Below are 13,088 nucleotides of genomic sequence, written 5' to 3' on the forward strand. Positions count from 1 at the left end.
CGATCAGCTTTCCAACACAGGCCCAGGTGCCGCCCCTGGCACCGGCCACGGTAATTGACAGGAGACAGCATGCAGTCACTTGCAACCTTCAAACGCGTCGTCACCGGCCACGACTCCCAAGGGCAGGCGGTAGTGGCCAGTTGTGGCCCTACGGCGCATGACTTTGCGCTGAAGGCGGTGCCTGGCACGGTGTTCTACGAAGTGTGGAACAGTGCCGGCAGCCCGGCGCTGCTGGATAACGGCGACGACCCGACCGCCCGGCCCCTGCAATTGAGCCCCGGCCCGTTGGGCAGTGTGATCCGCGTGGTGGATATCCCGCCGGACAGCCTGCAGAACCAGGTCAGCGCTGAGCAGGCGGCGGCCGCCTTCGCCGAAATCGGCGAAGCGCATGCCGGCACGGGCAACGCTGATTCAAAGCACAAACTGATGCACCGCACAGAAACCCTGGATTACGGGATCGTCACTGAAGGTGAGGTGTGGCTGGTGCTGGACGGCGACGAGGTACACCTCAAGCGGGGTGACATCGTCGTGCAGCGCGGCACCAATCATGCCTGGAGCAACCGCACCGCGCAGATGGCGCGCATGGTGTTCATCCTGCTTGACGGTCGTTACGCCGAGCAGCTCAAGGAGGTGCTGCCATGAAGCTCGCCACACTCAATGACGGTAGCCGCGCTGGCCGCCTGCTGGTGGTTGCCCGCAACCTGGAGCGGGCGGTGGAGGCCAGCAGCATCGCCGCTACGCTGCAGGCTGCCCTGGACGACTGGGCGCAGGTCGAGGGCGACCTGCAGCAATTGTATGAGCAGCTCAACGCCGGGCAGGCCCCGGGTGCGTTCGACCTTGACCTGGCACTGCTCGCCGCGCCGCTGCCCCAGGCCAGGCAGTGGCTGGACGCTTCATCCTTCCTCAGCCACGGCGAGCTGATGCAGAAGGCCTTCAACCTGGACCCCATCGATGGCGTCGAGCACATACCGTTGATCTATCAGGGGGCCAGCGACGACTTTCTTGGGCCGCGGGCCGACATTCCCTTGCCCAGCGAGGCCCACGGCATCGATTTCGAGGGCGAGTTCGCGGTGCTGGTCGATGACGTGCCCATGGGCTGCCCGCCGGACCGGGCCTTGCAGCATGTGCGTCTGGTGCTGCAACTCAACGACGTCAGCTTGCGTGCACTGGCGCCCAGGGAAATGAAGACCGGCTTCGGCTTTGTCCAGGCCAAGCCCGCCAGCAGCTTTGCTCCGGTGGCGGTTACCCCGGACGAACTCGGCGACGCCTGGCGCGACGGTCGTGTGCACCTGCCGTTGAACGTGGAGTGGAACGGCGAGTGGTTTGGCCACCCCCATGGCGGAGCCATGCATTTCGGGTTCCACCAACTGATCGCTCACGCGGCGCTGACCCGGCGCCTTAGCGCCGGCACCTTGATCGGCTCGGGTACCGTGTCCAACGCGGACCGTTCCGTAGGGTCGGCGTGCATCGCTGAGCGCCGTGCCATTGAAACCATCGCCCACGGTGCACCGCGCACGGCCTTCATGCGCTTCGGCGACCGCGTGCGGATGGAGGCACGGGATACCTCAGGCGAGGTGCTGTTCGGCGCCATCGAGCAGCGTGTGGTGCCGGGAGGTTGGCAATGCGCGTGATGGTCAGCGGGGCCAATGGCTTCGTCGGTCGCCAGCTGGTAGGGCGCCTGCTGGAGGCGGGGACGCTGCGCGGGCAGCGCATCCAGGCATTGCTGGTGCTGGACCAGCAACTGGACGGGTTGCCCGACGATGCGCGGCTACGGCGCCATTACGGCAGTGTCACCGACCCTGCCTTGTTGCGCCGGGCGCTGGCCGATGGTGTGGATGTGGTGTTCCACCTGGCCAGTCTGCCCGGGGGCGCCGCAGAGGCGCAGTACGAGCTGGGTTACCAGGTGAATCTGCAGGGCAGCCTGGAGCTGCTCGACCAGTTGCGCAATGCCCGGCAACCGCCAGTGCTGGTGTACGCCAGCAGCGTTGCGGTGTATGGCGGCGATCTGCCCCAGCGCATGGATGAAGACCAGCCGGCCTCGCCGCAACTGTCCTATGCGGCCCACAAACGCATGGTGGAAATCGCACTGCAGGACCTGGCGCGGCGCGGCGAGGTGGACGGCCGCGCGCTGCGCCTGCCCGGCATCGTCGCCCGCCCGCGCGAGCCGAACGGGCTGCGCTCGGCGTTCATGAGCGACTTGTTGCACGCCTATGCGGCCGGCGAACCCTATACCTGCCCGGTCTCGGCTCAAGCAAGCGCCTGGTGGATGTCGGCGCGCTGTTGCGTGGACAACCTGCTGCATGCCGCCGAACTGCAAGACCCGGGCTACGGGCGGATCTGGCAGTTGCCCGTGCTGCACTTGTCGATCGCCCAGGTGCTTGCCGGGCTGCAGGCCTGCCTTGGCGACGAGAACCATGCATGCATCAGCTTCGATCCCGAGCCACAGCTCGAAGCGCTGTTCGGTCGTTATCCACCCTTGCGCACAACCCAGGCCCGCAAGCTGGGCTTCTGCCATGACGGCTCAGTGCTTGGCCTGCTGCGCAACGCCCTTGATCTGCCACCGCGCCGCAGCATTGCGGCAACCCGTAAAGGAATGTGTGCATGAACGTGAACAAGCGTCGCTTGCTGGACCTTTCTGTAACCCTGGACAACAACCCCTACACCGACCCACCGCCTTTGCTGCCAAAGATCGACTACATGGACCACCAGCAGGGCTGGCCGGAAATGGCCGCGATGTTCCCTGGCCTGCGCAAGGAAGACCTGCCGGGCGATGAGTCGTGGGCAGCTGAACGGCTGCAGATCACCACCCACAGCGGTACGCACATGGATGCGCCCTGGCATTATGCGTCCACCACCAATGGCGGCGAGCGGGCGTTCGGCATCGATGAGCTGCCTTTGGAGTGGTGCCTGCAGCCGGGTGTGAAGCTGGATTTTCGCCACTTGCCGGACGGCCACGTGGTGACGGCGGCGCAGGTGGAGGCCGAACTGGCTCGCATCGGCCATCAACTGCAGCCGCTGGACATCGTGCTGGTCAATACCCGCGCAGGCAGCCTGTTTGGCCAGCCCGGCTACCTCGAAGCCGGGGTTGGCATGGGCCGCGAAGCGACGCTTTACCTGTTGGAGCGGGGGGTAAGGGTGGTCGGCACCGATGCCTGGAGCTGGGATGCACCGTTCAAGTACACCCGTGAACGTTTCAGCGCCACGGGCGATGCGTCGATCATCTGGGAAGGCCACAAGGCTGGCCGCGACATCGGGTATGGGCAGATGGAGAAACTGGCCAACCTGGAGCAGCTTCCGGCCTATGGCTTCATGGTCAGTTGCTTCCCCTACAAGATCCGCCAGGCATCCGCCGGGTTCGTTCGAGCAGTGGCCATCTTCGATTAGCAAGGCTGGCGGCCAGCCGCCGAGCTGGCCGCCCATCCTGGCACAACGATGGCGAGGTGAACTTTATCGGGCGTCCAGGCTTCCTCTGTTACAGCAGCGGTTGCCCCGGTGGGGCAGCCAGCGCTGCATCACGCCAAAGGTTGAGGAGGGGCAATGAAGACGCAAAGCACGCTAGCGCCTGAAAAAGCAGGCCAGGCAAAGGGCCAAGGTGAAGTAGAGCGGGACAACGATGCCCGTCGGCCAGACGGCTCAAGCGGTACGGCGCATGATTCCACCGCGCAGCAAACCGCGCGAGGCAAGGGGCCGCACTCGTCCGAACACGCCGACACCGAGGATGACCTGGGCTTTGACCCGGACTCACCGGATCTGGACGACCCGCAGGTCGATCCCCAAGGGCCGGCCAAGCCGCCCAGGGATGTGGAGAAAAAGGCAACATGATCGAGGCCGTGAGCGCGGATGTGCTGGGTGATGCTCAGCGCACCCGCTCACGGCTTTGTACCGAAAGCTCCAGGGCTTTTTGCATGTCCAGCCGCGCAGAACGCCCCACGTCCCGGTCATGCAACTGAAAGTTGCGCTCGGAGGGCAGGATCGGTGCGGTGAGGTCTTCGGCGTCCTCTCGCTCGAAGTCGTGATTGCCGCCAATGGTCATGGCGCTGCGGCGCAGCAGCATGCGTAGCTGCTCGGGCTGCAACTGCGGGTTGATCGACAGCATCGCGGCCACAAGGCCTGTGACCATCGGGGTGGCATAGGACGTGCCGCAATGCACCGCGCCGGGCTGGCCTGCCTGGCGGGTCGAGGCGTGGGCGCAGGCTGCGGCGGTGATGTCGACGCGCATGTCTACATTCGAGGTGCTGCGCTTGACGGCGTAGTTCGGTGACTCGACAGGGACAGAAGCCTGCCCGCTACGTTGATGGCCGCCCACCACGAGCAGTTGTTCGGTGATGAAGGAGGAGGGCAGGCGATACTCGTCGGTGCCCGAGAACGAGGCGCCGTTGCCGGCCGAGTTGACCACGACCACATCCGGATGGGCCTTGCGCAGCCAGAGAAAGAACTCCTCGAGCAGCTCTTCATAGCCGCCCATGGCAATCCCGGAGCGCAGCAGGGAATCCACCTCATCGCCTTGCACGTTGCGCGCACCGACGCGGTGAATGCCCCAGCTCCAGTTGAGTACGCGCACGCCGTCCTCGACCAGGTTCACCGATGCGGCGATGTTGGCGGTGATACCGGCATCGGAGTTGCGTTCGACAATCACCTCGAAACCACCTGCCGCCTTGTCCAGCCCCCGCAGGAAGCCGGTGTTGCCCCCGTCATCCCAGCCGGCGGCGAGAATGCCGGCGACGGTTGTGCCGTGGTTGTCCGGCTTGCTGGCATCCTGGGCATACACGCAGGTGCGGTGCCCGTCGCAGGCGCCCAGGTAATCGGCGAAATCTGCGGTATCGAAGTCGACATTGCGTTCGATCACCCCGACCCGAACCGGAGTGGGCAGCACCGGCACCTGGCGGCCCGGGATGCGCCGCTGGTAGTAGTGCACTGCATCGAGAAAGCGGTTGGCAGCCCATTCGTCCGAGCCTTGCGCAGGCTTGCTGGCCCCCGGCGCCTTGGGGGCGGCGTGTTCTGCCTCTTCGGCTGCCGATTCCTCCACCACCACCGCGTCCACGCTGGTTTCACCGCCCAGCCGTAACACCAGCGCGTCACGCTGTACCAGGTCCTGGGCGGGCAGGCGCAACTGATACAGGTTCAGAGGAGCGATGCTGCCCACCACCTTGGCCCCGTATTTGCGCGCCAAACGTTCGGCTTCCTGGCGGCCGTCGTGGTCCTCTTCTATCAGCACGCTGACCAGATCGACATAGGTGGTCAGGCCATCCATGTTCCTGGCCACTTCCTTGGGCCCTGCGGCCAGCACATGGTTGTTGCGCAGGGTAAGCCAGGCGGCATTGCTGGCACGCGGGCCGTCCTGCAACCACAGCGGGCCGCTTTGCACGGCCGTGCCGTCCAGTTGCAGGCGCAAGGTATCACCCTGGCGCTGGACACGCTCCGGGGCCACTGCTTGGCCGCTGAGCAGCAGTTGCGGTGTGGCCTGGCCAAGCCCCTGCACGCGCAGGCACCAGGTTTGCTGCTGGCTGTTCAGCAAGTCGCCGCAGCGTTTGAGCTGTTGCAGACGCAACGGCTGCTCGGCGAACGCAGCGGTGCTGACAGCCAGTGCCAGGGCAAGGGCAATGCGTGAACGGCCCATGGCTTACTCCATGGCCTCGGCCACGCCCTGATCCTCACCCAGGAAGCCACCGCTCTGGTGCTGCCACAGCCTGGCATAGGTGCCGTTCCTGGCGAGCAGTTCGCTGTGGGTTCCCTGTTCTATGATGCGCCCCTCGTCCATGACGATAAGCCGGTCCATGGCGGCGATCGTCGACAGCCGGTGGGCGATGGCGATGACCGTCTTGCCCTCCATCATTTCATTGAGGCTTTCCTGGATGGCGACCTCGACTTCCGAATCCAGCGCGCTGGTGGCTTCATCGAGCAGCAGGATCGGGGCGTTCTTGAGCATGACCCGGGCGATGGCGATGCGTTGGCGCTGCCCGCCTGAAAGCTTGATGCCGCGTTCACCCACCAAGGTGTCATAGCCGCTGTGGCCTTGCCGGTCGCTGAGCTGCTCGATGAATGCGTCGGCCTGGGCGTTGGCTGCGGCGCGGCGTATCTGTTGCTCGGTCGCATCGGGGCGGCCGTAGGCGATGTTGTCGCGGATGGAGCGGTGCAGCAGGGAGGTGTCCTGGGTGACCATGCCGATGGCGCTGCGCAGGCTGTCCTGGGTGACCTTGGCAATGTTCTGCCCATCGATGCGTATTTCGCCGCTGTCGACGTCGTAAAAACGCAGCAGCAGGTTGATCAGTGTGGACTTGCCCGCGCCGGAACGGCCCACCAGGCCGACTTTTTCACCGGGGCGAATGTGCAGCGTCAGGCCATCGAGCACCTGACGTTCGCCATTGTAGTTGAAGCTGACATTGTCGAAGTCCACTGCGCCGCCAGTGGTCTTGAGCACCCCGGCGTTCGGTGCATCCTGCACCTTCGGGCCGCGCGTGAGGGTTTCCATGCCATCCTGCACGGTGCCGATGTTCTCGAACAGCGAGGTCATCTGCCACATGATCCAGTGCGACATGCCGTTGACCCGCAGTGCCATGGCGGTAATCGCCGCAACGGCGCCCGTGCCCACTTCGCCCTGGTGCCAGAGCCATAGGGCATAGCCGCCAGCGCCAGCGATCAGGCCGACCACCAGCGCCTGGTTGACGATCTCGAACTGGCTGACCAGCCGCATCTGGCGAAAACCGGTGAGCTTGAAGTCTTCCATGGCCGCCCGCGCAAAGTGCGCTTCACGCTTGGAGTGCGAGAACAGCTTCACCGTAGTGATGTTGGTGTAGGCGTCCGACACTCGCCCGGTCATCGACGAACGCGCGTGGGCCTGCTCCTGCCCCACTTGCCCCAGGCGCGGCACGAAGTACAGCATGGCCAGCCCGAACAACGCGACCCAGGCAATGAAAGGCAGCATCAGCTTGAGGTCGAAGCCGCCGGCCAGGGCGATGATCGCGATGAAATACACGCCGATGCCCGGTGCGATCTCGATGATGGTGAACAACACCTCGCGCACCGCCAGGGCCGTCTGCATCACTTTGGTGGTGACCCGGCCGGAGAACTCGTCAGAGAAGAACGAAAGGCTCTGACGCAGCATCAGCCGATGGAAGTCCCACCGCAGCCGCAGCGGCAGGTTGATTGCCAGTACCTGGTGCTGCACCATCGTGCGCAGCGCCACCAGGCCTATGCTGGTCAGCAATACGATGGCGATGCCCCACAACACCCGGGTTTCCTGCCCATCGGCTGCGCCGCCCGCCTGCCAGGCCGAAAGCAGGTCGACGACCTGCCCCAGAAAGGAAAACAGCCAGGCTTCATAGATCGACACCCCGGCGCTGAGCAGCGCAAGCGCAAGCACATAGCCACGCGCGCCTCGCGTGCAGGCCCACAGGAAGCGCAGCAGGCCAACCGGGGGTGGTGGAGCCTCGTCGGGTGGGAAAGGGTCGAGCCGTCGTTCAAAGGCGCGCAGCATAAGGTCTCCGAATGGGTCAGGTGTCGCTCACTTGCGACAGGGGTCTGGCCACGTGTTCAAGTGGCCGTCGTTCTGCCGCCACGCCCCACAGCGCCTGGGCCAGTGCCGCGATGATCATCAACGCCGCGCCGATCAGGTAGCCGTACAGGACATTCAGGCGCTCGCCGGTCTCGATCAGCGCGCCGAACAAGGTCGGGCCGATCAGGCCGCCAAGCCCTGTGCCGAATGCATAGAATACGGCAATGGCCAGCGCGCGGATTTCCAGGGGGAAGGTTTCTGCCACGGTAAGGTAGGCCGAACTGGCGGCTGCCGAGGCAAAAAAGAAAATCACCATCCAGGCAATCGTCTGCTCGGTCACATCGATCAGTTGCTGCTGGAACAAGTAACCGCTGCCGGCCAACAATACCCCGGAAAGCAGGTAGGTCGAGCTGATCATGATGCGCCGCCCGACCACGTCGAACAGCCGGCCTAGCAGCAACGGCCCGCAGAAATTGCCCAGGGCGAACGGCAGGATGTACCAGCCTACCTGGGCAGGCGGCACGTTGTAGAAGTCGGTCAGCACCAGTGCATAGGTGAAAAAGATCGCGTTGTAGAAAAAGGCCTGGGCGCTCAGCAGTGTCAGCCCGACCAGTGCCCGCCGCCGGTGCACCACGAAGAGGCTGTGGAACACCTCGCGCAGGGGCGTGTGATCGCGTGCGCGCAGGCGCAGGGCCGGGCTTTGCAGCGGGGGGATGGGGATGCCGCGCTGGTGGTAATGGCGCTCGATGGCGGCGACGATGCGCTCGGCCTCTTCCGGCTGATTGTGAACCATCAACCAGCGTGGGCTTTCCGGTATCCACAGGCGCATCAGCAGGATCAGCAAGCCGAGTGCCGCGCCGATGCCGAAACACAGCCGCCAGCCCAGTTCGCCGCCCAGCACCGCTGGGTCGAGCAAAACCACTGCGCCCACTGCACCCAACGCTGCACCGATCCAGAACGTACCGTTTATGGTCAGGTCGACCCAGCCGCGGTAGCGCGCCGGGGTGAATTCCTGGATGGTCGAATTGATGGCGGTGTACTCCCCGCCGATGCCGGCCCCGGTGAGCAAGCGAAACAGCAGAAAGCTCCACAGGTCCCAGGCGAACGCCGTGGCCGCCGTTGCGCCGATGTACAGCAACAGCGTGATGAAGAACAGCTTGCGCCGCCCCAGGCGGTCGGTGAGCCAGCCGAACAGCAATGCACCCAGTACGGCCCCGGCGATGTAGGCTGCGCCTGCCAGGCCGATCTGGATATTCGTCATTGCCAGCGTCGGGCTGGCCTTGAGGGCGCCCGACACCGAGCCGGCCAAAGTCACCTCAAGGCCGTCGAGCAGCCAGGTGATGCCCAGCGCCATGACCAGCAAGGTGTGAAAACGCGTCCACGGCAGCCGGTCGAGGCGGGCCGGAATGTCGGTGCTGTAGAAGCGCTCCTGCACAGAAGCGCCGGCTGGTTGCTGCAAGGCGTGGGTCGTCATGGCACGTCCTGTTGGCTGACGGGGCAGGGCTGTTGAGTCAGCGTCTTTCAGAAGAGCCCATAGGCGGATAAAAGTTTGATTCGTTTCGCTCGGGGCAGGCCATCAGCCCAGTTTGGCATGCCACGGTGAACATTCACGGCCCCACTCCCTCAAAATCAATGGGTCTCAAGGTTGTGCCTGGAGCCCGGTATTCCATCCACAGAGGAGTCAATGTCATGCCACGTGGAGACAAGGACAAATACACCGAAAAGCAAAAGCGCAAGGCTGAGCACATAGAAGAAAGCTATGAGCATAAGGGGGTCTCCAAGGATGAGGCCGAGGCTCGCGCATGGGCTACCGTCAACAAGCAGTCCGGAGGTGGCGAGAAAGCTGGGGGCTCAGGCAAGAAGACCACGCCCGGCGAAAAGAGCACCGCGCGTTCTGATTCCGCCAGGCGTGCGGCCAAAACCCGTCAGGGCCATGCCCGCGCATCAGGCTCGTCCCTGCAGACCCAGACCAAGGAAAGCCTGATGAAGGAGGCCCGCAGCAAGGACATCAAGGGCCGCTCCAGCATGACCAAGGCCCAATTGGTCGATGCCCTGCGCAGGCACGGTTGAAAACGGCCAGGGCCCAAGTGCCGCTCAGGCCTCCTTGAAGCCCCGCCCCTCGATGCCCTGGCCCAGGGCATCGGCCCCTTGCGGCAGCGCTGTGACCTTGATCGCCCGCACCGGTACCGCGAATTTTGCGCCGATTCTGGAGAACCGTTCGAGCAGGCGGAAGTTGATGGCCTGCTGGATGTCCATGTAGAGGTTGTAGCCTGGGTCCTTGACGATGTAGACGCATTCGAACTCCAGCGCCTCCTTGCCGAAACCGCGCAAGTGGGCGCGGTCGAAACGCGCCTGCTCTTGTGCCTTGATCGCTTCTTCGACAATGGCCGGGGCTTTTTTCACTGCTTCGGTCGGGGTGTCGTACGACAGGCCGAACTCAAAGACGATGCGCCGCTCCTGCAGGCGCTTGTAGTTCTGGATGGTGCTGCTGATCATGCTGGCGTTGGCCATGACGATCTGCTCACCGCCCAAACTGCGGATGCGCGTGGTCTTCAGCCCGACCTGCTCGACGGTGCCGGCCAGTGCGCCGATGACGATGAAGTCGCCCACCTCGAACGGCTTGTCCACGGCAATCGCCAGCGAGGCGAACAGGTCGCCGAGGATGTTCTGCACGGCAAGCGCAACGGCAATGCCGCCCACGCCCAGGCTTGCGACGAAGGCGGTGATGTTCACGCCCAGGTTCGACAGCATGGCCAGCAGTACCACCGACCACAGCAGCACCCGTGCGCCCCACCCCGCCAGGGTGGCCAGGGCGCTGCCCTGATTCAGGCCCGCGGTGCTGTGCCGGGCGAAGTAACGGTTAAGGCCCAGGCCGATGGCGCGGTTGACCCACAAGCCGATCTGCAGCGCCGCCACCACGAACCAGAGGCTGCCCACCCGGCTCAGCCAGCGCTCGGGCAGGTCGAGCATGCTCAGGCCTACCAGTACAGAGGCAAGGAACAGCAGGAAGTTGCTGGTTCCGGACAGCACTTTGGCCATTACCTGGCTCAGTGCGCCGTCATGCTCGGACCAGCGTTGCACCCGCCTGAGCAAAAAACTGATGGCCGCCCGGGTGGCCAGGAAGGTCAGGGCGGCGACAGCCAGCGCCAGCAGCAGGTTGAGGATGGAAATACCGAACACGGTGGTGTCGGTGAAAAATTCGATGATGCGATCGTTCATGAGCGATTGGCCTCCTGGTTGCCCTTGAGTGAATTCGCACGTGCAGTTCATCGGACGCCGACAGGGCGTGAGAGGTCGATCGGATTTTGGGTTTTTCTCGGCCTTTGCATGCCTTGAGCGCTTCGACGCCCTTGAGAGCGAGCGCCGCGCGGGCGGCGCTCGCTCTCAAGGGCGTCTGCATATCACGACGAACCAGGCCTCACTGCGCCGCGTACATCACCGAATCCTGCTCCTGCTGCAACTGCCTGAAATTCCCTGCAATGGCCTCGATCAGCGCCGCGTCGCCAACCGGGTCCAACCCCGGGTAAGGCTTGCCGTTGTAATCGCCCTTGTGGGTAAGCACAGCCTCGACGCTTTCGCCATTGTCCTGGTAAAGCCGCTTGATGGTCTGCGCTTCCAGGTCCTTGCTGTCTTTGCAGCGCAACGCATAGTGAATGCCAAGTGCAGCCCCGAAAGCCAGGCCGGGGGTTTCGATGCCGTGCTTGTGGGCAAGGTCGATGCTGCTCAGGATGCGCTCGTTGCGCTGAAGCTTGCGCAGTGGGTCGCGCCCCACACGGGCGCAAGGGTCTTTGAACGACGTTTTGCAGCGCTCCAGGAAGGTGCTGGCAAAATCGCGCACCGCCTCTGCCATGTCGGCATTCTCAGCCACCAGTGCTGGCGCGACTTCCTGGCCGATCAGGCGCTCGGCCAGTTCACTGACCCGGTCGTCGCCCATGGCCTGGCCAACCCAGTCATAGCCCAGCAGGCTTGCATACCAGGCAATGATGGCGTGAGGGCCGTTCCACAAGCGGTTCTTGATGACCTGGATCTGGGCGATGTCGGCGACCGTTTTCACCTGGCGCAGACGCTCCAGCAGGTCACTGCCGCGCTCCACATACAACGGCATGTCCGGCTCGCTGTTGAACAGGATCAGGTGCAACTGGCTCATCGCGTTGCTGGACTGCGCGAAAGGCCGGAATCGGCAGATCAAGCGCTCGTATTCAGGTACCGGCGCGGATGGTTTGCTGGCCGGTGCAGGCTCGTCGTCGAGGCTGTTCTGGAACATTTGCGACTTGATGCGCAACTGGCGGACCAACGCCTCGTTGCTGAGCTTGGACACGATGCGGCTGACCACCGTTTCAGCGAAATGGGTCTTTTGCAGGATCTGTTGGGTGATGTCCGGCGTGCACAGCAATTCCAGCTCCGCTTGCACATGCAGGCGCACGAACGCGGCGCCACCGATCTTGTTCAGCACGATCAGGATGGTCAGGTCACGGCCCCGGCGCTCGAAGCGTCGCAGCAAGCCTTGGGCAATCACCTTGGCCTGTTTGCGGATGGCCTGCTCCGGCAGGCTCAGGCCGATGATTTCTGCCGCGTTGTACATGTCGATCACCGCCTCGGCATCGTCCATGTCGATCATGCGCACATTTTCGATGGTCTGGTCGAACGAGGTGGCGCCGTAACGCACGCTGTAACGGCCAAACGCAGAAACGGTCTCGCGCAGCATGCGCGAACGGGTGGCGGCGATGATTTCACATGGCCGGGTGTAGCCGTCCCAATGGGAAAACACCTGGGTCAGGTAACCGCCGCCGATGGCGCCGAACCCGTGAATGCCGACACGGAACTGGTTCAGTGACGCTGGAAAGGGCTCTTCAAGCTGCGGCATGCCCAAGTCAGGCACGCACTCGCTCAAGTCGGCGAGGAATTCATTCATGCTGCGGTAGGCTTTCAGCGCGCCCGCTTTGACTTCAGCGGCCGGCGGCTTGATGTCTTCGATCAGGATCGCCTGGCCTTCGGCACGGATGGCCGAAAGCATGCCGTTTTCCGAGTCTTCGACCATGAAGCACTGGCTCGGCTCGCAATTGAGTGCGGTGGCGGCGCGCAGGAAGATTTCGGGGTGGGGCTTGCCTTGGCTGACTTCGTCGCCACACACGGTGATGTCGAAATACTTGAGTACATTGGCATTGATCAGGTACTCCTCGGCGATGGCGCGGCGGCTGGAGGTGGCGACCGCCATGGTCAGGCCAGACTTGCGTAGCCTTTCCAGCACTTCCAGCAAGCCGGCCTTGATCGGTACGCCGTGATTGCGCACGTACTCCAGCTCAAGCTCATCGGCGCGCTGGCGGATCTGGGCGTACGGGAAGCCGTCACCGTTGTGGGCCTTGGCGAGGGCCTCGGCTTTCTTCGCGCTCAGGCCCAGCGAGCCGATCAATGTTTGCTCGCTCAGCGCCTTGCCGGCAATTTCCAGCGACGCTTGTTTCAACGTCTTGAAGCGCAGGCGCTCGGTATCGAACATGGTGCCATCCATATCGAAGATGGCACTGAAAATGCGTTTGCCCTGAAAAAAGATCATTCGGTATTGCCCCTTGGTGAATCGTGATTCATCTCGGCTTGCAGA

10 protein-coding genes and 1 pseudogene are annotated in these 13,088 nt (G+C 63.9%); 6 read left to right on the forward strand and 5 right to left on the reverse strand.

Annotated features, from left to right (window positions below):
- The first annotated feature begins 69 nt into the window (after nt 1-69).
- The 5 genes and pseudogenes from EGJ09_RS00510 to EGJ09_RS26670 form a co-directional block, all read left to right on the forward strand.
- Nucleotides 70-642, forward strand: a complete 573-nt coding sequence (locus tag EGJ09_RS00510; protein WP_046785541.1) for a cupin domain-containing protein — start codon at nt 70-72, stop codon at nt 640-642.
- Nucleotides 639-1,631 (forward strand): fumarylacetoacetate hydrolase family protein, encoded by a 993-nt coding sequence (locus EGJ09_RS00515; RefSeq protein WP_125922896.1) that lies wholly within the window; start codon nt 639-641, stop codon nt 1,629-1,631. Before EGJ09_RS00510 ends, EGJ09_RS00515 begins: the two co-directional genes overlap by 4 nt.
- Nucleotides 1,622-2,605 (forward strand): NAD-dependent epimerase/dehydratase family protein, encoded by a 984-nt coding sequence (locus EGJ09_RS00520; RefSeq protein WP_125922897.1) that lies wholly within the window; start codon nt 1,622-1,624, stop codon nt 2,603-2,605. Before EGJ09_RS00515 ends, EGJ09_RS00520 begins: the two co-directional genes overlap by 10 nt.
- Nucleotides 2,602-3,384 (forward strand): cyclase family protein, encoded by a 783-nt coding sequence (locus tag EGJ09_RS00525; protein ID WP_115275122.1) that lies wholly within the window; start codon nt 2,602-2,604, stop codon nt 3,382-3,384. Before EGJ09_RS00520 ends, EGJ09_RS00525 begins: the two co-directional genes overlap by 4 nt.
- Nucleotides 3,385-3,681: 297 nt before the next feature.
- Nucleotides 3,682-3,822, forward strand: a pseudogene (locus tag EGJ09_RS26670) (DUF6021 family protein); the annotation flags it as partial.
- 34 nt (nt 3,823-3,856) lie between these two features.
- On the opposite strand, the gene EGJ09_RS00535 reads toward EGJ09_RS26670, so the two are convergent.
- The 3 genes from EGJ09_RS00535 to EGJ09_RS00545 are packed head-to-tail and all read right to left on the reverse strand — an operon-like array spanning nt 3,857 to nt 8,966.
- The gene (locus tag EGJ09_RS00535) at nt 3,857-5,617 is read right to left on the reverse strand and encodes a S8/S53 family peptidase (RefSeq protein WP_125922899.1); all 1,761 of its coding nucleotides are present in this window, start codon (nt 5,615-5,617) and stop codon (nt 3,857-3,859) included.
- A gap of 3 nt (nt 5,618-5,620) precedes the next feature.
- Nucleotides 5,621-7,474: an ABC transporter ATP-binding protein gene (locus EGJ09_RS00540; RefSeq protein WP_046785535.1), complete on the reverse strand. Its 1,854-nt coding sequence runs from the start codon at nt 7,472-7,474 to the stop codon at nt 5,621-5,623.
- Nucleotides 7,475-7,490: 16 nt separating this feature from the next.
- A complete protein-coding gene (locus EGJ09_RS00545; protein WP_125922900.1) occupies nt 7,491-8,966 on the reverse strand; it encodes an MFS transporter in 1,476 nt (491 codons plus the stop codon).
- 215 nt (nt 8,967-9,181) lie between these two features.
- Between EGJ09_RS00545 and EGJ09_RS00550 the strand changes: the two genes are divergently transcribed.
- Complete coding sequence (locus EGJ09_RS00550; RefSeq protein WP_115275117.1) at nt 9,182-9,562, forward strand: termination factor Rho; 381 nt, start codon at nt 9,182-9,184, stop codon at nt 9,560-9,562.
- Nucleotides 9,563-9,586: 24 nt separating this feature from the next.
- On the opposite strand, the gene EGJ09_RS00555 is transcribed toward EGJ09_RS00550, so the two are convergent.
- Both EGJ09_RS00555 and mtlD read right to left on the reverse strand, forming a co-directional pair.
- Complete coding sequence (locus tag EGJ09_RS00555; RefSeq protein WP_046785533.1) at nt 9,587-10,711, reverse strand: mechanosensitive ion channel family protein; 1,125 nt, start codon at nt 10,709-10,711, stop codon at nt 9,587-9,589.
- 199 nt (nt 10,712-10,910) lie between these two features.
- Nucleotides 10,911-13,043: a bifunctional mannitol-1-phosphate dehydrogenase/phosphatase gene (mtlD, locus tag EGJ09_RS00560; protein ID WP_119688787.1), complete on the reverse strand. Its 2,133-nt coding sequence runs from the start codon at nt 13,041-13,043 to the stop codon at nt 10,911-10,913.
- Nucleotides 13,044-13,088 lie beyond the last annotated feature (45 nt).

Origin of the sequence: Pseudomonas sp. p106, from assembly GCF_003936645.1 — a bacterium.
In the GTDB taxonomy this organism is placed as follows: domain Bacteria; phylum Pseudomonadota; class Gammaproteobacteria; order Pseudomonadales; family Pseudomonadaceae; genus Aquipseudomonas; species Aquipseudomonas putida_E.

What these genes read in the sequence shown, in the direction of transcription:
- EGJ09_RS00510 (WP_046785541.1), top strand. Translation starts at nt 70, where the DNA reads ATGCAGTCACTTGCAACCTTCAAACGCGTCGTCACCGGCCACGACTCC.
- EGJ09_RS00515 (WP_125922896.1), top strand. Translation starts at nt 639, where the DNA reads ATGAAGCTCGCCACACTCAATGACGGTAGCCGCGCTGGCCGCCTGCTG.
- EGJ09_RS00520 (WP_125922897.1), top strand. Translation starts at nt 1,622, where the DNA reads ATGCGCGTGATGGTCAGCGGGGCCAATGGCTTCGTCGGTCGCCAGCTG.
- EGJ09_RS00525 (WP_115275122.1), top strand. Translation starts at nt 2,602, where the DNA reads ATGAACGTGAACAAGCGTCGCTTGCTGGACCTTTCTGTAACCCTGGAC.
- EGJ09_RS00535 (WP_125922899.1), bottom strand. Translation starts at nt 5,617, where the DNA reads ATGGGCCGTTCACGCATTGCCCTTGCCCTGGCACTGGCTGTCAGCACC.
- EGJ09_RS00540 (WP_046785535.1), bottom strand. Translation starts at nt 7,474, where the DNA reads ATGCTGCGCGCCTTTGAACGACGGCTCGACCCTTTCCCACCCGACGAG.
- EGJ09_RS00545 (WP_125922900.1), bottom strand. Translation starts at nt 8,966, where the DNA reads ATGACGACCCACGCCTTGCAGCAACCAGCCGGCGCTTCTGTGCAGGAG.
- EGJ09_RS00550 (WP_115275117.1), top strand. Translation starts at nt 9,182, where the DNA reads ATGCCACGTGGAGACAAGGACAAATACACCGAAAAGCAAAAGCGCAAG.
- EGJ09_RS00555 (WP_046785533.1), bottom strand. Translation starts at nt 10,711, where the DNA reads ATGAACGATCGCATCATCGAATTTTTCACCGACACCACCGTGTTCGGT.
- mtlD (WP_119688787.1), bottom strand. Translation starts at nt 13,043, where the DNA reads ATGATCTTTTTTCAGGGCAAACGCATTTTCAGTGCCATCTTCGATATG.